The sequence below is a fragment of the Nocardia sp. NPDC004711 genome, from assembly GCF_053601595.1.
Genome location: NZ_JBSGCB010000072.1, coordinates 16,963 through 35,297, shown reverse-complemented (window position 1 = coordinate 35,297; position 18,335 = coordinate 16,963). Strand labels below are relative to the sequence as shown.

General features: G+C 65.5%; 22 protein-coding genes and 3 pseudogenes. 9 read left to right on the top strand and 16 right to left on the bottom strand.

What is annotated here, in order from left to right:
• Window positions 1-561 precede the first annotated feature (561 nt).
• Together ACWEKS_RS42850 and ACWEKS_RS42845 are read left to right on the top strand one after the other, a co-directional pair.
• The gene (locus ACWEKS_RS42850; RefSeq protein ID WP_452345442.1) at window positions 562-1,014 is read left to right on the top strand and encodes a hypothetical protein; all 453 of its coding nucleotides are present in this window, start codon (window positions 562-564) and stop codon (window positions 1,012-1,014) included.
• Between the two features lie 283 nt (window positions 1,015-1,297).
• Entirely contained in the window at window positions 1,298-1,444 is a 147-nt protein-coding gene (locus ACWEKS_RS42845; protein ID WP_452345441.1) for a hypothetical protein, read from the top strand.
• Between the two features lie 25 nt (window positions 1,445-1,469).
• Here the strand turns inward: ACWEKS_RS42845 and ACWEKS_RS42840 are convergent, their stop codons facing one another.
• The 4 genes from ACWEKS_RS42840 to ACWEKS_RS42825 form a co-directional block, all read right to left on the bottom strand.
• Complete coding sequence (locus ACWEKS_RS42840; protein WP_452345440.1) at window positions 1,470-1,931, bottom strand: alpha/beta fold hydrolase; 462 nt, start codon at window positions 1,929-1,931, stop codon at window positions 1,470-1,472.
• 130 nt (window positions 1,932-2,061) lie between these two features.
• Window positions 2,062-2,931: an alpha/beta fold hydrolase gene (locus ACWEKS_RS42835; RefSeq protein ID WP_452345439.1), complete on the bottom strand. Its 870-nt coding sequence runs from the start codon at window positions 2,929-2,931 to the stop codon at window positions 2,062-2,064.
• Between the two features lie 227 nt (window positions 2,932-3,158).
• Complete coding sequence (locus ACWEKS_RS42830) at window positions 3,159-3,929, bottom strand: SDR family NAD(P)-dependent oxidoreductase (protein ID WP_452345438.1); 771 nt, start codon at window positions 3,927-3,929, stop codon at window positions 3,159-3,161.
• Window positions 3,926-4,630, bottom strand: a complete 705-nt coding sequence (locus tag ACWEKS_RS42825) for a DUF998 domain-containing protein (protein ID WP_452345437.1) — start codon at window positions 4,628-4,630, stop codon at window positions 3,926-3,928. Before ACWEKS_RS42825 ends, ACWEKS_RS42830 begins: the two co-directional genes overlap by 4 nt.
• Before the next feature lie 58 nt (window positions 4,631-4,688).
• Here ACWEKS_RS42825 and ACWEKS_RS42820 point away from each other — a divergent pair, with 58 nt between their 5' ends.
• Entirely contained in the window at window positions 4,689-5,276 is a 588-nt protein-coding gene (locus ACWEKS_RS42820; protein WP_452345436.1) for a TetR/AcrR family transcriptional regulator, read from the top strand.
• A 55-nt stretch (window positions 5,277-5,331) separates the two neighbouring features.
• Here the strand turns inward: ACWEKS_RS42820 and ACWEKS_RS42815 are convergent, their stop codons facing one another.
• Window positions 5,332-6,312, bottom strand: a complete 981-nt coding sequence (locus ACWEKS_RS42815) for an NmrA family NAD(P)-binding protein (RefSeq protein ID WP_452345435.1) — start codon at window positions 6,310-6,312, stop codon at window positions 5,332-5,334.
• 124 nt (window positions 6,313-6,436) lie between these two features.
• Here ACWEKS_RS42815 and ACWEKS_RS42810 point away from each other — a divergent pair, with 124 nt between their 5' ends.
• Window positions 6,437-7,066, top strand: a complete 630-nt coding sequence (locus ACWEKS_RS42810; protein ID WP_452345434.1) for a winged helix-turn-helix transcriptional regulator — start codon at window positions 6,437-6,439, stop codon at window positions 7,064-7,066.
• A gap of 323 nt (window positions 7,067-7,389) precedes the next feature.
• On the opposite strand, the gene ACWEKS_RS42805 is transcribed toward ACWEKS_RS42810, so the two are convergent.
• From ACWEKS_RS42805 to ACWEKS_RS42795, 3 genes are all read right to left on the bottom strand, one after another.
• Complete coding sequence (locus ACWEKS_RS42805; protein WP_452345433.1) at window positions 7,390-7,701, bottom strand: hypothetical protein; 312 nt, start codon at window positions 7,699-7,701, stop codon at window positions 7,390-7,392.
• A gap of 17 nt (window positions 7,702-7,718) precedes the next feature.
• The gene (locus ACWEKS_RS42800) at window positions 7,719-8,249 is read right to left on the bottom strand and encodes a hypothetical protein (protein ID WP_452345432.1); all 531 of its coding nucleotides are present in this window, start codon (window positions 8,247-8,249) and stop codon (window positions 7,719-7,721) included.
• 68 nt (window positions 8,250-8,317) lie between these two features.
• Window positions 8,318-9,673 carry a DUF2252 domain-containing protein gene (locus ACWEKS_RS42795; protein ID WP_452345431.1) on the bottom strand — a complete coding sequence of 452 codons (1,356 nt, stop codon included), beginning with the start codon at window positions 9,671-9,673 and terminating at the stop codon, window positions 8,318-8,320.
• A gap of 134 nt (window positions 9,674-9,807) precedes the next feature.
• On the opposite strand from ACWEKS_RS42795, the gene ACWEKS_RS42790 reads away from it, so the two are divergent.
• Window positions 9,808-10,110: a hypothetical protein gene (locus ACWEKS_RS42790; protein WP_452345430.1), complete on the top strand. Its 303-nt coding sequence runs from the start codon at window positions 9,808-9,810 to the stop codon at window positions 10,108-10,110.
• Window position 10,111: 1 nt separating this feature from the next.
• Window positions 10,112-10,378 (top strand): annotated as a pseudogene (locus ACWEKS_RS42785) (alcohol dehydrogenase catalytic domain-containing protein); the annotation flags it as partial.
• Window positions 10,379-10,426: 48 nt separating this feature from the next.
• Here ACWEKS_RS42785 and ACWEKS_RS42780 read toward each other — a convergent pair.
• The 7 genes and pseudogenes from ACWEKS_RS42780 to ACWEKS_RS42750 all read right to left on the bottom strand — a co-directional run.
• Window positions 10,427-10,594 (bottom strand): annotated as a pseudogene (locus tag ACWEKS_RS42780) (molybdopterin-dependent oxidoreductase); the annotation flags it as partial.
• Between the two features lie 131 nt (window positions 10,595-10,725).
• A complete protein-coding gene (locus ACWEKS_RS42775) occupies window positions 10,726-11,160 on the bottom strand; it encodes a site-specific integrase (protein WP_452345429.1) in 435 nt (144 codons plus the stop codon).
• Between the two features lie 12 nt (window positions 11,161-11,172).
• Window positions 11,173-11,523 carry a site-specific integrase gene (locus tag ACWEKS_RS42770; RefSeq protein WP_452345444.1) on the bottom strand — a complete coding sequence of 117 codons (351 nt, stop codon included), beginning with the start codon at window positions 11,521-11,523 and terminating at the stop codon, window positions 11,173-11,175.
• Between the two features lie 22 nt (window positions 11,524-11,545).
• The gene (locus ACWEKS_RS42765) at window positions 11,546-11,878 is read right to left on the bottom strand and encodes a hypothetical protein (RefSeq protein ID WP_452345428.1); all 333 of its coding nucleotides are present in this window, start codon (window positions 11,876-11,878) and stop codon (window positions 11,546-11,548) included.
• Window positions 11,879-12,119: 241 nt separating this feature from the next.
• Complete coding sequence (locus tag ACWEKS_RS42760) at window positions 12,120-14,627, bottom strand: sulfatase-like hydrolase/transferase (protein WP_452345427.1); 2,508 nt, start codon at window positions 14,625-14,627, stop codon at window positions 12,120-12,122.
• Between the two features lie 82 nt (window positions 14,628-14,709).
• The gene (locus tag ACWEKS_RS42755; RefSeq protein ID WP_452345443.1) at window positions 14,710-15,597 is read right to left on the bottom strand and encodes a formylglycine-generating enzyme family protein; all 888 of its coding nucleotides are present in this window, start codon (window positions 15,595-15,597) and stop codon (window positions 14,710-14,712) included.
• 165 nt (window positions 15,598-15,762) lie between these two features.
• Window positions 15,763-15,966: a hypothetical protein gene (locus ACWEKS_RS42750; protein ID WP_452345426.1), complete on the bottom strand. Its 204-nt coding sequence runs from the start codon at window positions 15,964-15,966 to the stop codon at window positions 15,763-15,765.
• Between the two features lie 531 nt (window positions 15,967-16,497).
• Between ACWEKS_RS42750 and ACWEKS_RS42745 the strand changes: the two are divergent.
• Window positions 16,498-16,761: pseudogene (locus ACWEKS_RS42745) on the top strand (oxygenase MpaB family protein); the annotation flags it as partial.
• Between the two features lie 13 nt (window positions 16,762-16,774).
• Entirely contained in the window at window positions 16,775-16,945 is a 171-nt protein-coding gene (locus tag ACWEKS_RS42740) for a DUF2871 family protein (protein WP_452345425.1), read from the top strand.
• Window positions 16,946-17,051: 106 nt separating this feature from the next.
• On the opposite strand, the gene ACWEKS_RS42735 is transcribed toward ACWEKS_RS42740, so the two are convergent.
• The gene (locus ACWEKS_RS42735) at window positions 17,052-17,288 is read right to left on the bottom strand and encodes a hypothetical protein (protein ID WP_452345424.1); all 237 of its coding nucleotides are present in this window, start codon (window positions 17,286-17,288) and stop codon (window positions 17,052-17,054) included.
• Window positions 17,289-17,325: 37 nt separating this feature from the next.
• On the opposite strand from ACWEKS_RS42735, the gene ACWEKS_RS42730 reads away from it, so the two are divergent.
• Window positions 17,326-18,156, top strand: a complete 831-nt coding sequence (locus ACWEKS_RS42730; protein ID WP_452345423.1) for an HpcH/HpaI aldolase/citrate lyase family protein — start codon at window positions 17,326-17,328, stop codon at window positions 18,154-18,156.
• The last annotated feature ends 179 nt before the right edge of the window (window positions 18,157-18,335 follow it).

The window sequence follows — 18,335 nt, the reverse complement described above, 5'->3', positions numbered from 1 at the left end:
AGTTCGGTGACACAAAAAATCCCCTCCGACCCTGGTCGGAGGGGATTTCTTGGTCGGGCTGACAGGATTTGAACCTGCGACCACTTGACCCCCAGCTGCGTCGGGGTTGTGTTTGTTCACGTCACACACGGTGGTCCAGGATGCACCGGGCGTGAAAAGTGCTGCTCGTTCACGAGCACGCAAGACGTGTGGCCCAAGTTGGCCCCAGCTCTGAACGGACTCAAGGCCGCCGAGCGCTCTGGCACTGTTCGGTTCGGGCGAGCCATCCGCGGCGGGCGCTGATGCTGGACGGTCTCTCATTCACTTGGGCGGCCCATCGCGATTTCGGATGTTGATGCGCCGACGGAACGTTCTACGCTCGATAGTTCTTGTTAACCCCAGTTTCGTTGTGTTGCTGGCAGAAACGGCCTCTGACCGGCGCAGACACCTGGCGGTATGCCGCCTATTGCTGGCATGTTTAGCTTCTCTGCACCGCCGCCATGACACACGTGGTACTAGTACATGTTGACGGTGGCGCGCGGAGGGTTCCGATAGGTGGGAAGCGCAAGCACGTGGCTCCTCGTGAGTCAGCTGTTCATAGGTGCTGCTGGCGCGGCAATTTCGACTCTGCTGTACATGAGTCACAGACAACAGAATGAAGAGTCGCGCCTAACTGTCCTGCGAGAGTTCCAACGCGAGTTCTGGCGGGATCCAGACATGGCCTGTGTTCGATCCTGGATCGCCTGTGACGATTCCTACCGCATGATTGCGCCGATACTCATGAAGCGCTTGGAATCTGATGGCCAACTTACGGCCAACGAGTACGCAACGCTCGAACGTATCGACAAATTTGCGGCAAGTCTGCTCGGCTACCTATGGACTACGGCAAGGTTCCGCGGACAGCATCGCGACGCTACGCGCAGAATATTCTTCGAGTACTGGATTGCCCAGGCAACCACGGAGAAACGGAGTGCTCTGCATGCCTACTTAGAGAAATTCTACGGAGAGTTGATCTCCCTGCCAGGCCCAAGGTGATCGGTGTCGGGCTGCCAGCGTTGTAGCTGTTCAGGCCCCTGCGTCCGCCTTGTTAGGAATAGAACCTGCGACCTAGGGATTAGGAAAGGATGTCGCTACCTGACGCGACGATCTGCTGTCGACGTCAGTCGAAATGGCTTGTCCGCCTGCCGATTTGGCTCCTGGAAGACTGCTTGGCGCAATCGAACGCGATTTCGAGATACGGTGATGGGCAGTGGATTTAGTGGGAGTTTGTTGGGTGGCGCAAGCCAAGATTCCATCGCCGAGTTGTTCGGGACCGACGATGCGTGGCGGGCCAGGCCCACGGGGCGGCGTCACCATCGGTGACCGCCTCGACGGGGTCATGTACGTCGGCGTGGGCGAGAACGGCTCCGGCCGGATCTGCGACGGCGGCACCTGTATCCCGGCGCAGGCGGCACTGGCCACCTGATCGTCATCCCAAGGCGGACCGGTGGTCAGCCCTCCGGGACGTCGGCGCAGAAGGTTTCGCGGAACCGCTTCGCATCGATGTCCAGGTCGGGCCCGCCGGCCGCGACCGGTGCGTCGTAGGCCGTCGGACGAGCCGTTTCGGCCAGCAGCGAGGGCGCGAACGGCTGCTGGACATCGATGCAGCTTTCACCGGCGTCGAGGCTGAACGCCGCCAGGTACACCAGGGCCGTCACATTGCTCAGGCCGGCCGCGGCCTGACCGATCACCGCGCCCCCATAGGAATGACCCACCAGCACCGCCGGTCCGTTGATCGCCGCGGCGACAGAGTGCACCACCCCGGCGTCGTTTCTCAACCCTCGCAAGGGATTCGGTGGCGCGATGACCGGATATCCGGACGTCGAGAGTTCCCGGATGATCCCGGCGAATCCCGAGGCGTCGGCGAAGGCGCCGTGTACGAGCACCACTGTCGGAGCTGTCTGATCGGACATCGTGTTCTCCTTCATCGTTGTGTTGTTTCAGCACGCGCGAGCATTTCCCGGCCAGGCCGGAATGTGGGAAGTCCGTTTCTATTGCACTGTGCTACAGCCGAAACGGTGCATTCGTGGTCCGGGATGCGGGTTATCGACGAGTCGCGACCGCGGCCTGTTCGATCAGGTCGGTGACGGCGTCGGGATCGGTCTGCATGATCAGGTGCGGTCCCTCCACTTCGACGGTGTGGGCACCCGCACGGGTTGCCATGAATCGCTCCAGGTCTGGCGCGATCGCACGATCCTGTTTGGCGACCAGGTACCAGGATGGGAGGTTCTTCCAGGCCGGGGCGCCGGAGATCCCGGTCACCGCGGCCAGACCGAGGGGACGCTGTTCAACCGCGAGCGCCCGTTGTTGGGTTGGCGCTACGGTGTTGTCCAGAAACACATTCGGGTATTGGCCGGGTTCGATGGTGAGTTCTGTACCGGTGCCGCCACCGGTGTCGGGAAAGGACGACGGCGTGGCCGGGACCGCGGGGATTTCCTTGCCCTGTGCACTGGAGTTCAGGCTCGCCAGCGAGTCGCCCTGATCGGGTGCGAATGCCGCGATGTACACCAGCGCTTTGACCTGGGTGTTGCCCGCCACGGCGTTGGTGATGACCGCGCCTCCGTAGGAATGCCCGACGAGGATGATCGGCCCGGTGGTCTGGCGTAGCACATCGGAGATGTATGCGGCGTCGGAATCCAGCCCGCGCAAGGGATTCGGCGGCGCCTTGACCGGGAACCCCGCCTTCTGCAGTTCGGCGACGACGGGCGTCCAGCCCGCCGCGTCCGCCCATGCCCCGTGCACCAGGACGATTGTCGGCTTGTCACCCTGCCAGTTCGCGACCCGCGACACCCCGGCCGAGGTGGACATCGGCGCGGAGTCGTGGTGGCCGGTCTGCGTGCAGGCGGTCAGGGCCCCGGCCGCGGCGACAAGGGCCGCGGCGACGACAGCGGCCCGGCGGGCAAGAGTCTTCATGACGGTGAACTCCCAATCATGTGGATCGTGAGGGCGGGTTTGGGGTGGTGGTGTTTGAGCATGCGTGAGCGTTCCTCCGTCACTCCGAAATTGCGGGAAAGTCGTATCTATTTGCCTTGCGGTACAGCCGAATCGGTGGATCTGTGGCCAGGGATGCGGGTTATCGACGAGTCATGACTGCAGCCTGCTCGGGATCGTGACGACAGACACCGACAAGTGGTGTGGGGTTAACGGACGGCCTGGTGTCCGCCGTCGACGGGCAGGATCGCGCCGTGGATATGGGCCGCCTCGGCACTGGCGAGGAAGACCACCGCGGCGGCGACCTCGGCGGCCGTGCCGGGGCGGCGGTCGGGTGTCGACGCGGCCAGACTGCGCAATGTCTCGTGGTAGGAGGCGTTTTCGTCGGTCATGGTCGGGCCGGGGGCCACGGCGTTGACGCGGATGCCGCGCGGCGCGAGTTCGGCCGCCCAGGACGCGGTGAGCGAATGCAAGGCAGCTTTGGTCGCGCCGTAGAGGGCGGATACGGCATTGCCGGCCAGGCCGCTGAGGGAGCCAGTGTTGACGATCGCACCCCCTCCGGCCGCGACCATGCCGGGGGTGATCGCGGCGGTCAGCAGCGCCGGTGCCTTCACATTCACGGCCAGAGCCAGATCGGCGAGCGTCTCGTCGACGTCGAGAAGAGACTGGGCGGGTATGAGCAGTGCGGCATTGTTGACCAGCAGATCGACCGGGGCGTCGAGGGCCGCCGCCGCGGCGCGTGCCAGTTCTGCTGCGGCACTGCCTGATTCGGCCAGATCGGCGCGAACGAAATACGCTACGCCTCCGGTCTCGCGGATCGTCTCGACGACGGCCTCGCCCGCGTCCTTGCTGCGGCCCGACACCACGACTGCCGCACCCTCGCAAGCCAGTGCGATCGCGATTGCGCGTCCGATTCCCGAGGTCGATCCGGTGACCAGCGCGTGGCGACCGGTCAAGCGCTGCGTTGCGGTGCTGTTCATGCGGGGAGCCTTTCCATGGTGAGAGGTAGGGAGCAGTCCGGAGCCCGGCGGGCCCCGGCAACGAGAAGTGCTGTGCCGAGCAGGATTTCGAAGGCCAGGATGGTGTAGACCGCGCCGCGTTCGGGTATCCCTCCCGCTGCGTGATACAGCGGCCGATCAGCCTGCAACAGCGCGAACGAGGCCAGCCCGAGGGCGCCGAGGGCAATGCTGCTTCGGCGCAACCACGTCGGTATGCCCCGCCGTGCCCCGACGACGATCGCGACGAGATTGCCGGTCACGATGCCCACGGCCGCGCCGATGCCGTGCACCACGAGAACGCCGTTGTGCTGGTTGGCGGCCGATTCGTGGAAGAACCCGACCAGGATCACGCCGGCGCCGTGGGCGATCACCAGTCCGAACAGCAGGCGCACACGCCGTTCCCGGGCTGCGAGCAGCAGTGCACCGGCGGCGATGAACCCCACGCCCTGGCCGACGAACGCGGTGTTCATGACCGAGTGCAGGGGTGAGTCGATCATGCGGCCGTCGAAGGCATCCCCGGCGACCGGGTTGCCCAGATCGCTGATGAAGTTCACGGCATAGCTGTAGGTGGGGTGGCGCCAAGCGCGAGCTGTGACGTACTCCAGTGCCAGGTATTGCAGTCCGGCCAGCAACAGCAGCGCGCCCGCGAAACGTCCCCGGCCTGACAGGTTTTGGACTTTCACGTCCACTAGGCTGGCATCAATTTTTTGGACTTACAAGTCCAGAAATGTAAGGTGAGGCATGCCCACTCGCAAAGGGGAGGCGACCAAGGCCCGCATCGTCGAGGCCGCCGCCGATCTCCTCGTCACCGGCAACGACGTCAACCTCGACGACGTCATGCGCCTGACCAGCACCAGCAAAGGCCAGCTGTTCCACTATTTCCCCGACGGGAAAGACGAGTTGCGCCGGGCCGCCGCCGAACGCCACCTGACCCGCCTCGCCGAAGCCGACGCTCCAGTCGCACCGCTCACCACCTGGCAAGCATGGGAAGCCTGGATCGAGCAGATCCTGCACCTGCACTCCCAGCAAACGATCAACGACGCCTGTGAAATCGCGGCACTCGCGGGCCGAGCACTCGACACCGACACCTTCACCCGGGATCTGGTCGGGCGCATGTACGAACGCTGGATCGACGAACTGCACGACCAACTCTCGGCCATGCAGCACGCCGGTCTCCTGCGCCCAGACGCCCCGGTATCGGCCATGGCCTCCGCGTTCGTCGCGGCCTTACAGGGCGGCGCGATCATGGACAAGGCCACCGGGTCCCATCAGCACCTCACCAACGCCCTGCATCAGTCCGTGGCATTGCTGCGCGCCTACGAAGCTTAGGTTGCTCGACATTCACTCCCCGACCGATCTGAAGTACCTGAGTCAATGCAGCTGCTCACGGTTGGTTCGACTCACCGGCCGGACTGCTGCCGATCGTATGGTGGAGGAAGCTGTCGCGGTGAGTGTGGATGAACTCGGCGAAAGTCTGGGGCGGACGGCCGATAGCGTCGTCGAGCGAAATGGGGTCGTGCCGCGGCGCGATCGGCCGTTGTGAGAATTTCGCGCCGATGCTGGAGATGTGTTGGGCCATGGCGGGATTGATCGTGGCGAGGGCGTCGTGTCGCGCGAGGTCCTCGAGGTCGCGTTGCCACCGGTCGGCCGGAATGTGTTGATATTCGACGGTCTTTCCGGTTTCGCCACTGATGAGGGCGGCGATGTCTGCGTGTGTGTACAGGGCGGCGCCGGGCGGATACACGGTGGAGCCGGCGGGGTATCGGTCCGGGTCGGTGAGAGCGGCGACGGCGAGGTCGGCGGCATCGCGGCCGCTGATCCACGGCATGGCGGCCGCACCGAAACTGTTGGCGAAGGTTCCCGCGCTGCGGATGGACGCGGCATGCAGGAGCGGAATGTTTTCGTAGAACAAGGCGGCGATTCGCAGGATCACCGGTTGCAGCCCGGCCCAGCAGAACACCTCTTCGGCGGCCCAATGGGCACGACCCAGTGCGCTGGGACTATCGGGGGCCGCGGCGGACATCGACATCACCACCAGACGCGGCACGCGCGCGGCGGCGCGCATCGCGGAGGCCAGATTCGCGGAGGCCTGCACGACGCCTGGCGCCACGGGGTAGGTGAAGTACACCGTGCTCACGCCCTCGACCACGGCGTCGAGTGTCCGGCGATCGAGTAGATCACCCCTCGCGATCTGCACCCCGATCTCACGCAGTCGGTGCGCTCGGTCGTCATCGGTGCGAACCAGTACGCGAACGGCCTGGCCTTGCTCGCGAAGACGTTGCGCCACATGGGAACCGGTGCCGCCGTGGCGGCCTCCCGCGCCAATGACAAGCGTGATGGACCGTGAATCGATGGAGGAGGTCACGGCACGTCCTTTCGATAGTTCACCCACAGATGAGTGCCGAATCGCGGCCGTGGATGGCCGCTGCGCTCACGCTAAAACAGTGACTACTATTATGCAAGTCACTAGTTGGTGGAAGGATGAGCGGATGCGACGCACGAGTTTCGAGACCATGGGCTGTCCGATAGCCGGTGCGCTCGAGCATGTCGGTGACTGGTGGACTCTGCTGATCATGCGAGACGCGTTGGACGGATTCAGCAGGTTCGACGAGTTCGGCTACAACTTGGGGATCGCCCCGACCATGCTGACCAGGCGCTTGAATACGCTGCTCGAGAGCGGCTTGCTCGAGCGCAGGCAATACCACGACGCCCCGGCGCGGTTCGAGTACATGGTGACCGAAAAGGGCCGGGATCTTGTCCCAGTGCTGGTCGCCCTCTATGGGTGGGGACGCAAGCACGCCGACGCCAGCGAGCCGAGCGTGGTCCTGGTCGATCGTGAAACCGGTGGCGAAATCGTTCCCGACCTTGTCGACGCGGATACCTGTCGTCCACTGTCGTCCGTGAACCTCGCCTTCCTGGCTGGGCCCGGCGCCGACGACCGGATGCGCGAACGCCTCGACCCCGATCGCCGCGCCGCCCGCCGCCGCCGCGCCCGCAGTACGGTCGATCAGCGGAAAGCACCGACCCCAGCCACTCTGAATCCCAGAACCACACCGTCCCCGGCCGACAACTCCGCCGTGCACTCAGACGGGGTTCCCGGACCGTCCGAGAACAACTGATTGATGCACCAGGGCGCCGTGCCCGTGCACGCCGGGGACGCAGCCCGATGGGTGGGTGCGCCCCCGAGCTCGGCGCACCTCGATGACCGGCAGGGCTTCGAGGCGAGCCGTGCGTCAGTCGACGGCGAGGTCCTCAGCGACCAGGATCCACCGGCCCTGACGCTCGGGTCCGCTGACCCGGACCCTTCACCGTCTGCGTCCTGGCCGCCGCCCACCCGAGCGGGACCGGACTCTCCCGGGTGAGCGCCGCGCAGTCTTCTGACCAGCGGATACGGCGGACTTCGTTGTTTCCTGCGCCGTTTCTATAGAACCCCAAGGTGGTGCTAGTGATGGCGTAGGTGTTCGGCGTCCTTCCAGATCCCGTCCGGCGGCATGTCCAGGCGGGCGGTCAACGGCGCCCGCCACTGCGGAGTTTGCGTTGGTTCGCCCCAGTAGTCGGTGACCCGGACCGCCTTTCCGTCCTGCAGTTCGCCGATCGTCACGTTGCGGTAGAGCTGGCCGTCGCCGTAGTTGCCGGTCCATTCCACGACGACAACGTCGCCCAAGTGGTGCCGCCGGCCGACCTCCAGCGTGAGCTCTGGGAAGTTCCCTTCGACCTCCGCAACGAGGCTGCGGGTTCGTACTACCTCCCCCATCTGCGGCCATTGACGGACTACGTCATCGTCCAGCGGGACACCGAGAATGTAGGCCAGGCGGGTACTTCCATCTGATTCTGGCGTTTTGGTGGCCATGTGATCACGGTACCGTCGCCCAGGCCGCAGATCAGGGCTTTCGCAAGTGGAGGGTAGTCAACACCCCGTACGCATCGATGACCATCTTCTTCCCAGCCTTGCGCGCCGAGAAGAGACGGATCTTCGGCGACGGCTTCCTCGCCGACCCCGGGGATATCGAGGATCTCCCGCAGCCCGCATGAACTCAGTTGTTCGGCTTCACGATCGGCCGCGGTCACCAGATCCCCTGGTCCTTTTCCTGTCACGTCTCCGGCGCCCAGGCAGCGGAATCGAGGCACGATCGCTGTCTCGGCAGCGCAAGTGTTCAGGAAGTAGCGCGCGAAATCTCGGCTGATGTTCGGTACCGCAGTCGCTGAGTGTCGGATGCCGCTCTCGTCGCTCGTGTAGCCGTAGATCTTGCTCCACCCTTCGAGCAACGCTGGGTGGATAGTGGTTCCACTGTTGATCTTCAACGTTTTGAGGGCACCGCCGAGGGTTGCTTCTCACGGCGGCAGGCTGCTACGTAGCGGACCGCGTCGGATCACCAGCCGGGCGCGGTTTCGACCTGGCCGTCAGCTATGGCGGCGACCAGGTCGGCGTGGTCGGCGTGGGTTTGTCTCGCGTATGCACGTGCGAATTCCTCGATTCCGCGGGTAAAGGCACTGCCCCTGCCGATGTAGGCGGTGATGGCCACCGGATCTCCGGTGCGTGCGTGAGCCTTTGCCAACGCATGCGCGCAAGACCCGGCGAATTCGGTCAGGTACGGCGCGATCTGGCGACCATCCGGGATGATCTTCATGTCGCGGAACTGTCGTACGTAGTAGTCATGCCCTTCCAACCGGGTCCATCCGGTGAACAGGTCGGTCGCCGACTGCATCAAGTGCTGGCCGAGCACTACACGGTGCCCGTGGTTGTCCTGCACGCTCGGTCCCAGATGCGGCTCGTAAACCGCGGTTCCGGCCTGCTTGACCTGAAGGAACAACGGCGCTTCACCGCTGCGGCCTTCTGCCAGTAGCAGATACACGCGCATGCCGACACTGCCGACACCGACGACCTGTCGCACCACATCCGACAATGTGAAGCGGCTGAGCAGCCGGGTGAGCTGTTCGGGAACTGAAGCGGTGTAGGTTTCGAACACCTGCCGGGCGATCTCGGCTTCCTCGCTGTTCTCGGGCCGGTCCAGATGTGTTCGATAGGGCGGGTTCTCGGTAATCCGCCGCCGGCCGTCGCGGACTTCGGTCATCTTCCGAAATGCGCCTAGGCTGGTGCGATTCTTGGCCTGCTTCGCGATCAGGGCGCGCACTTCCTTGCGGTCACGAGAATCCAGTGAGGCCAGCGGCGTGGACGCGTCGATGCGGTCGTACCAGATGTCGAGTTCCGACATCTTTGCGTAGTCGCGCATGCGTGTTCGGTATGAGGTGATCGCGGCAGTGACGGCGGCATCGGCGGTTTCATCGGGCAGCCCGTTCTCCCGCGCGCACACCACCAAGCTGGCGGCCAGTCGTTTGACATCCCACTCGAACGGACCCGGCAGCGTCTCATCGAAATCACGCAGGTCGAAAGTCAGATTCCGTTCGGGCGAAGCCCACAGCCCGTAGTTGAGCACATGTGCATCACCGCACAACTGCACGGTCAGTCCGGTATTGGGCGACAGCGCGAGATCGGCCGCCATTACCGCTGCGGCGCCCCGCAAATAAGTCCACGGCGAGGCACTCATCCGACCGTAACGGATAGGCAGCAGATCGGGGTCTCGCTCAGCATGCTGGGAAAGCAGGATCTCCAGCGCGCTGCCGCAACGGTGAGACCGATCCCAGTCAGCCAGTGTGCGCCGCGGCACGATCTCACGTGCTGCACGGCCGACCGCGATACTCTCCTCGATTGCCGCGCCGCCTGCCATGGTCCTCCTTCACACGGTTGGAGACGCCTGCGCGCCAGCGGGCGCGGATCACCAATCCTAGCGGTTGGTCCTTCGCTGACAGGCGTCTCGCGGCGCCCGCGCGCCAGCGTGAATGTGGACCATCACTTTCCGCAGTGCTGGCCCGGTACGTGCGGGCGGCCGACAACCGGGACGGTGCGGCGATGGCCAAGCTCGATCACATCATCGAGATCGACGGCGACGCAGCGTATTTGGACGCGCAGTTCATCGTCTACAACACCGTGGGCGACGAGCGCCCGGTCGACGGCTGGCCCGAGGGTGCGTGGGGTGCGCAGGGCACGCTCACCCCGATCGAGTCGGGCTACTACCGCCCGCGTCTGCGGCGGATCGACGGCGAGTGGCGGATCGTGGTGCACACGATCGTCATGGACCAGCCGATGGCCTTCCCGGGTGCGTGAGATGAAGGCTGTCATCTACCGGGGGTACGGCGGACCAGAGGTACTCGAGGTCGACGAGCCCAAACTTCATGTCGATTCCGTCCTGGTTCGGGTTCGAGCGGCAGCGGTGAATCCGGCCGATCTCGGGTTGCGCCAAGGCGTTTTCGATGCGGGCGTACCTACGTTCTTTCCCGTCATTCCCGGCTGGGATATCGCCGGCGTTGTCGAAAGGGCCGGGCTCGGTGTCCCCGAGTTCCGGCCGGGCGATGAGGTGATCGGTTATATCCGCGAGCGTGTCAGCTACCAGCAGGGTGGTTACGCCGAGCTGGTAGCGACGAGCGAGGGTGCCCTGGCACGACAGTCGTACCCCGGTCCAGGTTTGTGTGGTGGACCATCCTTCGACGCACGCGATGGGCAGCCGGGCGGCATGTTGGGGCATGGCCAGCAAGGCCGCCCGGTCCATGCGTACCGAAACGGGACCACCGAGCAAGCCCAGTGTCCAGGCGGCGGGCTGCATGACGGCGTGCTACAACGATTCGAGCCGGCGGTTCAGTGTCGTCGGCGGGTGCGCAGGCTCTGGATCGCGTAGGTGATTGCGCTGACGGCGGCGACGACGCCCTCGACGGTGCAAGGAGATCAACCGCTTCCGCCGCCTCGTCGAGCCGGACCCGCCGCCGAATTTCCGACCGTGCACCCCTCCGCATACAGGTCTGCCTCGTAAGTGTTGCGCAGTACCTTCGGCAAGACACCCGCGATCTCCTGCACGATTGAGTCGACCCTATCCGCGGAGAACCGGCCGCCGGACTCCGTCAGGAAGTACGGCCTTGCCGCCCGATCCGGGCCCAGCTGTTCCGCGCGCGCCGTGCGCCACTCCATCTGCGCCATCATCGTCGCGATATCCAATGGCAGCACTCGCATCTCACCGTCGGGGCCCGGCGCGAGCACATACCACTCCCGGCCGGTCAACACGACATCTTCGTCGTTGAGGTTCTCGACCTCCTGCCGCCGCAGCCCAGTCCCCAGAATCAGCAGAAACAGCGCCCAATCCCGCGCACTACGCCGTGACGCCACATCCAGCGCGCGTCATCGCTCCCGCCGATTCAGCACCGCGGGGTCCGGGCGGTCCCTGCCCACCGGCGCCACGTCCGGCGAACCCAACACGCACGCCCGGTAGTAGGCGCGCACCGCGCGCAGCGCCGTGTTGATGCTCGCCGTCGGCTGCCGCCGCGCTACCAACGCATCCCGGTACGCCGCGACCACCTCGTCCCGACGGGCCTCCGTGAACACGTCCCCGCGCTCGGGTTCCTCATCCAGCCACGCCAGGAACCGGCGCGCCCGAGCGGTGTAGGTACTCACAGTTCTCGGCGAACGTGCTTCCGCACCAGCCAGATACAGAGCGAATTGTTGATTGGATACCGGCCGATCCCCCCCCACACACACCGGAGTTCACCTCCTCCTACGGGCGAACCACAACCATGCCAGCCAGCACCGACACCCTGGCGCGGACGCGGCCGGCATCCCGGCCGAGCGTGCGTCGCGCGACATCGAGGCCGTCGTCGGTGGTCGCAGCCGCATCACCGCCGAGGCGGGGCGGGTACACCGATGTCGGTGCGAGACAATACGATCGGGCCATCGGATGCGCGAGCTGCGCGGGGCGATCTGCCCGCCCGGCTGACAGGCCGCGCAGTGCCGCCGCTCGATCACCGCACCCGGTCGATCGGGGGTCGGGTTCGAGCCAGCTGATGGTCAGATCCTGGGTTTGCTGCTGCGCATACGCCTCGGCGGGCACGGGACAGAGAGTTGTTCACGGCGCAGACGCATCTTCTCCCCGCGAGTTCTCGTATCGAAGGGCCGCTGGCCACCGGCACCGGACGGTGGCGCTTCGGCGACGGCCACGGTCATCGGTGCCGCGGCAGGCACTGCCGCGATGGTTTTCGCTCCCACGGTTAGTGGGGGTCGCGGGCGAGGTGGGTGCGGGATCGGCGGGGCCAGAGCGGGGTGGGCGCCGCGGTGGCGGGCGGATCCGTCGCTCAGTCGGTCTCGAACGCTCTGGCCGCTTGCCGCTCCAGGTCGGAGTAGGTCTCCTTGCCGACACTGATGGTGACGCTGTCGATGGTGCCGCCGGTGAAGGTCCCCGGGCTCGGGTATTGCTTGGAGACGTTGTCACCGCTGTCGTAGCCGACGCACAGGCCGTCGCCGGCGAGGGTGAAGGTGCCGGACTGGGCGCGCATCGGTCCAGTGGCGACGGGGTTGTCATCGATGTAGAGCGTGGTGGTGCCGAGCGATTCTCCGTATTGGCCGGCCTTCTCCCGGGTGAATTCCATGCCCAAGGTGTGTTTGCCCGGCGTCAACGGCGGTGAGACGAAGTCCTGCTCGGGTGAAATGCCGAGGAAGTTGTAGGCGTAGTGCAGTGTGCCGTCCTTGATGAACAGCACGTGGCCGCCGAATCTGGAGCCGTGCGCGAAGATCACCCCCTGCGCCTGGGCGGTGAGGTCGACGTTGGCGATGATCTTGTAGGACTTGCCACGGATGTTGACCGCGACCGCCTCGGGGACGGGTGCCGCGTCCGGGAAATAGACGTAGGTGTCCCGTGGCGGCTCGGGATTCGGCCTCTCGACAGCCATTAGCTCGGGTGCGGTGCGGTCGTCGAGGGGAAGCACGAAGTTGTCCTTGGCCTCCTCGTTCCAGGCATCGATGAGCTCTTTCAGCTTGTCCGGATGTTGATCGGCGAGGTTCTTCGATTCCGACCGGTCCTCGTCGACGTGGTACAGCTCCCACTTGTCCTGGTCGAAGTGCCCCTTGTCGCTGATCGGCGCGTGCAGCGCCGAGGCCCTCCAACCGTTCTCCCAGATACCGCGGGTGCCCAGCATCTCGTAGTACTGGCGCTTGCGGGTGGTGGGTGCGTCGGCATTGTCGAAGGTGTAGCGCATCGATACGCCGTTGAGCGGGTACTGCTTGACGCCGCGGTACTCCTTCGGCATCTCCAGCCCGATGATGTCGAGGATGGTGGGCGTGATGTCGATCGCGTGATGGTACTGGTGCCGGATCTGGCCCTTGGCCTTGATTCCCTTGGGCCAGTGGATGATCAGTGGGTCGCAAGTGCCGCCGGAGTACTCCGAATAGCGCTTGAACATCTTGAACGGGGTGGAGAAAGCCACCGCCCAGCCGGTCGGGTAGTGGTTGTAGGTGGCCGGGGTGCCCAGTTGGTCGAGCAGCGCCATGTTCTCGGCGAGGTCGTCGGGATAGCCGTTGAAGAACTTGTTCTCGTTGACCGAGCCGTTCGGGGAGCCCTCACCGGAGGCGCCGTTGTCGGCGCAGTAGAAGATGACGGTGTTGTCCATCTGACCGGTCTTCTCCAGATGGTCGATGATGCGCCCGATCTGCTCGTCGGTGTATTCGGAGAATCCGGCGAAGACCTCGGCCATCCGGGAGAACAGCTGCTTCTCGTCGGCGTTGAGGGAGTTCCACGGCCGCATCGCGTCCGCGGGCACCGCCACGTCCCCGGGCAGCGGGTTGATCGGGGTCAGGGCGGTGCCCTTGGGCATGACGCCCTTGTCGATCATGCGGGCCAGCACCCAGTCGCGGTAGGCCTCGTAGCCGTCGTCGAACTGCCCCTTGTATTTGTCGGCGTATTCGGTCGGGACCTGGTGTGGCGCGTGATTCGCGCCCGGGCAGAACCACATGTACCAGGGCTTGGACGGATTGCTCGACTTCTGGTCACGCAGCATCTTGATGGCGTTGTCGGCCAAGTCCTTCGACAGGTGATAGCCCTGTTCCGGGCTGTAGGGCTGGTCGATGAACCGGTTGTCCTCGACCAGGTCCGGATACCATTGGTTGGTCTCGCCACCGAGGAAGCCGTAGAACCGGTCGTACCCTTTCTGCAGCGGCCATTCCGATCTGCTGCCACCGCTGGAGACGTCCTCCACGGGCACGTTGTGTTCCTTGCCGAGCCAGAAGGTGCTGTAGCCGTTGTCCTGCAGCACTTGCCCGACTGTGGCGCACTGGGCCGGCAGGCGCGCGGCCGAGCCTGGGAATCCGGTGGAGCCCTCGGTGATCGACGCGAAACGGTTGACGTGATGGTTGCGGCCGGTCAGAAAGCAGGACCGGGTGGGCGAGCACAGCGCGGTGGTGTGCCACTGGGTGTAGGTCAGACCGTTGTCGGCCAGCTTCTGCAAGGTCGGCATATTGATCCGCCCGCCGTAGGGCGACCAGGACGCCAGACCGGTGTCGTCGTAGAGGATCACCAGGATGTTGGGTGCGCCATCAGGGGCCTTCTTCAGCTCGAACGGCTTCCAGTCCTGTTTGGAGTCGCGGACGTCGAGTTCGATCTTGCCGTCGAAGCCGTCGTTGATCCCGGTCCCGTATCCGGGTGGCCCGTCGCTGTTCGAGTTGCCGCACGCGGCGAGCAGCGGGCCCGAGACCGCCCCGGCCGCCGCGATGCCGCGCAGCATCCCGCGCCTCGACAGCTTTCCGGTCGGCGCATCGGGATCGGAGCCGGGCCGTTCCGGGGAGTTCTGATCGTCTGCGGTCGCCGTCATAGCCGCAGGTTAGAGCCGAATCGGCGAAACTGTGGGGTGCCACACCGATCGGTCGAACGTATCGGTCGCGGTTTCGGAACCGTCAGTCAATCGCGACGCAGCGGAACCCGAGATGACAGGTGGCGGTGTCCTCGGTCTGGCTCTGGCGCGCCGCCGGCCGGTAGCGCAGGCAGTAGTTCGGCGCGCACAGATACGAACCGCCCTTGATGACGCGGCGTGGGAACCGTTCCCCGGTCGCTGCGCAGTCGTTGCCGGGTGTGCAGCAGTTCCCGGCGGGTTTTGTGTGGTCCGGGCGGAACGGTTCGCGGGTCCACTCCCACACGTTGCCGGCCATATCGAACAGTCCGTAGCCGTTGGGCGGATACGTTCCGACCTTCGTGGTGCCGGGTCGTGCGGCCTGGCCGCGGCCGGGCAAGAACTCCCACGGGAACCGGCCCAGCCAGGTGTTGGCCATCCGGCGTCCGCGCGGGGTGAACTCGTTCCCCCAGGTGAAGGTCGCCTGCTTGAGCCCGCCCCGGGCGGCGAACTCCCACTGCGCCTCCGTGGGCAACTGCTTACCTGCCCACTCGGCGTACGAGACGGCGTCCTCGTACGCCACCTGGGTCACCGGATGATGGCTCCGGCCTTCCAGATTCGTATCCGGCCCGCCAGGATGACGCCAGCTTGTACCCGGAACGTAGGACCACCAGCGTTGCCAGTCGTCCAACGGAACCGGTGCGGTGGGCGGGGTGAAGACCAGCGCGCCCGGGACCAGGGCCGCCGGGGCAGCGCCGGGATAGTCCGCCGGGTCCAGCGGCCGCTCGGCGACGGTCACGTACCCGGTGTCGCGGACGAACCGTTGGAAGGCCACGGTGGTCACCGGGTGAGTGTCGATCCAGAACGGCTCGACCGTCGACGTGTGCACCGGTTGTTCCTCGGGAAAGAAATCCCGGGACCCCATAGCGAACTCCCCGCCGGGCATCCGCGCCATGCTCTTGTGAGATGTCGTGGTACTCGCCGCCACCGGGTCTCCTGTCTGCTCGACCAGATGCGCCCCGCCCAGTTCAGCGCCGGGCCACCGTACTACGCGGTCGCCCGCGGTCCCGGTGCGACGCTGCCTATTCGCGTTGTCGAGGGCTGTGTGCCGCCGTGTTGTTCAGTCCTTGGCGGCCTTGAGGAGGTTCTCGACGCTGGTGAACTTCACGCGCGGGCGGCCCGCGGACTTGCCCGCGGTTTTCTCGGCGACGTCGATGGCCTTCCAGCCGTCCCGGCCGATCTGGTCGGGCTGGCGCTCGGAGAGCAGGGCCTCCAGCGCGGATTCTCGCCCAGCTGTTCTTTGCCTTCTGGAAAGTGGATACATCGATCCTTTCGGCGCGCCGGATGCGGTGACCGCTGCCCGGGCCGCGGGCCCGCGGCCGCACACCCGGTACCGACCCGGATCGTCCCTGTGCACCGGCCACGGTGCGGCGGGTGCGGGTAGCAGGCGTCGGTGAACCGGATCCGATGGTCATCGCAGCCGTGGCGGCGGAGGCGAGGTCGGTGGCCCGCTGGTACCGCTGGTCGGGGTGCTTGGCCATGGCCCGGGCGATCACCGCGTCGATACCGGTCCCGACCTCGGGCCGCAGGAGGCCGAGCCGGGGAGGCGGTTGGGTCAGATGGGAGGCGATCTGCAGTTCGGGACCGGCCACCTGGAACGGAGGACGACCGGCCAGGAGTTCGAACAGCACACGCGCAGGGCATACACATCCGCGTAAGAAGTGATCTGAATCACAGAATTGGACGGTGATCTCGGTTACCAAAACCACCCTTGGCTACCATCCAGCTCCCAACTACTGGACACTCGACTAGGACGCTTCACAAGCGCGTCCCTGCCCGGGAATGGGAATTATGCGTGCAAGAAGGCCAAAAGCCATGCAGTTCAGCAAACTCGTCGTCACCTCGGCCCTCGGCATCACTGCCGGCACCGTGCACGCCGATCCGGCCCCTGCCCCGGCTCCCGGCGTTCTCCGCGGTCGCCGAGCAGCACGGAGGAGCCCAGTTCCGCACCGATCCGACGGGGCGGGCGGCCAGGGCGGCGGCGTCGGTGTTGACCCCTGTTTATGGGGGAGAGGAAGCGCTGGCCGAGACCGAGCGTCTGCGCGCGGCGCACAAGAACCTCCGGGCTGGTCGTGACCGTGGCCATGATGGTCGCCCACGGCATCCTCACAGTCCTGAACCACGATGTCAGTCCCGCTATCTCGGGTATCGCCGGACTCGGCCACATCCTGTTGTCCGTCGGTTTCGCCATGTTCTTCCTGTGCCTGTGCGGCCCGATAACAACCACGGCCCGAGTCCGGTGATGCGCGGCAAAACGCGGAGCACGCGGTCGAGCGCTGAGGGGTTGCCGAGCCGCGATCCCTCGCCTTCGCAGGGAGCGCGATACTCACATTCGCGGCACAGATGCGGCTATTCGTGGCGCGCGCTGAAGACTACGGACAGCACGCGCAGCGCGCTGACCCGAATCAGGTTGTACCCGAACATTTCGTGCAAAGTGAGGGTGTCGGTGACCCGAGCGCCGCCCGGGTTTGCCAGCAGCACCACATGATTCCGACGATGCCCGCCAAGGAGCGCCAGCAGCACCAGCAGACCCGTGACCACCGAGCGATCCCGATGATCGGCGAACAGGCTGACGTTGATCGTCACCCGGCCCGCAAATCACTGTCGAGAGGAAGAAAACCGAATGACCCCTACGTCCGTGCCGCAGACCGTCTCGGTTCCGGCGATCCACGCTCGCTCCTGGCTTCTGGTTCCGGGTTCGCGCCCTGATCGGTTCGACGGTGCCATGAATTCGGCAGCCGATGCCGTAATTTTCGATCTCGAGGACGGTGTGATCCCGTCCGCGAAAGTTGCAGCCCGCGAGCATGTCACCGAATACCTCGCGACCGGCGGCGTCGGGTGGGTGCGCATCAACGACGCCACCACTGCGGACTGGAGCATCGATCTCGCGGCGCTCGGCAATGCTGCTGGCCTGAGCGGCGTGATGCTCGCCATGACCGAGTCCGCAGAGCAGGTCGATCGCACAGCCGCCGAACTCCCCGGCGTCCCGGTACTCGCCCTGGTTGAGTCGGCACGGGGCATCGAGTTCGCCTTTGAAATCGCTTCGGCCGATGCCACGATCCGATTGGCCTTCGGCACAGGCGATTTCCGTCGAGATACCAACGTCGGCGCGGACGGCCTGGCCTATGCGCGCAGCCGTCTCGTCGTCGCCAGCCGAGCTGCCGACATCGCGGGGCCGATCGATGGGCCATGCGTCACCGGCCTGACGGAACTGCCGTCGGAGCTGGCGGTGACGAAGTCGATGGGGATGAGCGGGAAGCTCTGCATGCACGCCTGCGATACTGCGGTCGTCAACCGTGGGCTGAGCCCGCAACCCGATGAGCGCGCCTGGGCGGCGGAAATTATTGAACGACTCGGGGCGGCGGGCGAGAACATCGCCGACGGTAGCGATCTGCCCAAGCTCGCCCGCGCCCACCGGATCAACCATATGGCAGACGTTTTCTCCAGAGTTTGATCAGTACGGAGTTGCCGTGCCCGTCCCGCACGCCGGGCTCGCGCATGGCTGGTCGGTATCAGGTGCGGGTAGTACCTGAGCGTGATCTTCAAACTCAAGGTCAGGTGGCTCAAGGCGTCTCAGCCCTGGGCTCTCGGCGAGCATGCAATGCCCACTGACCGTCGACGGTGCGAGCGGCC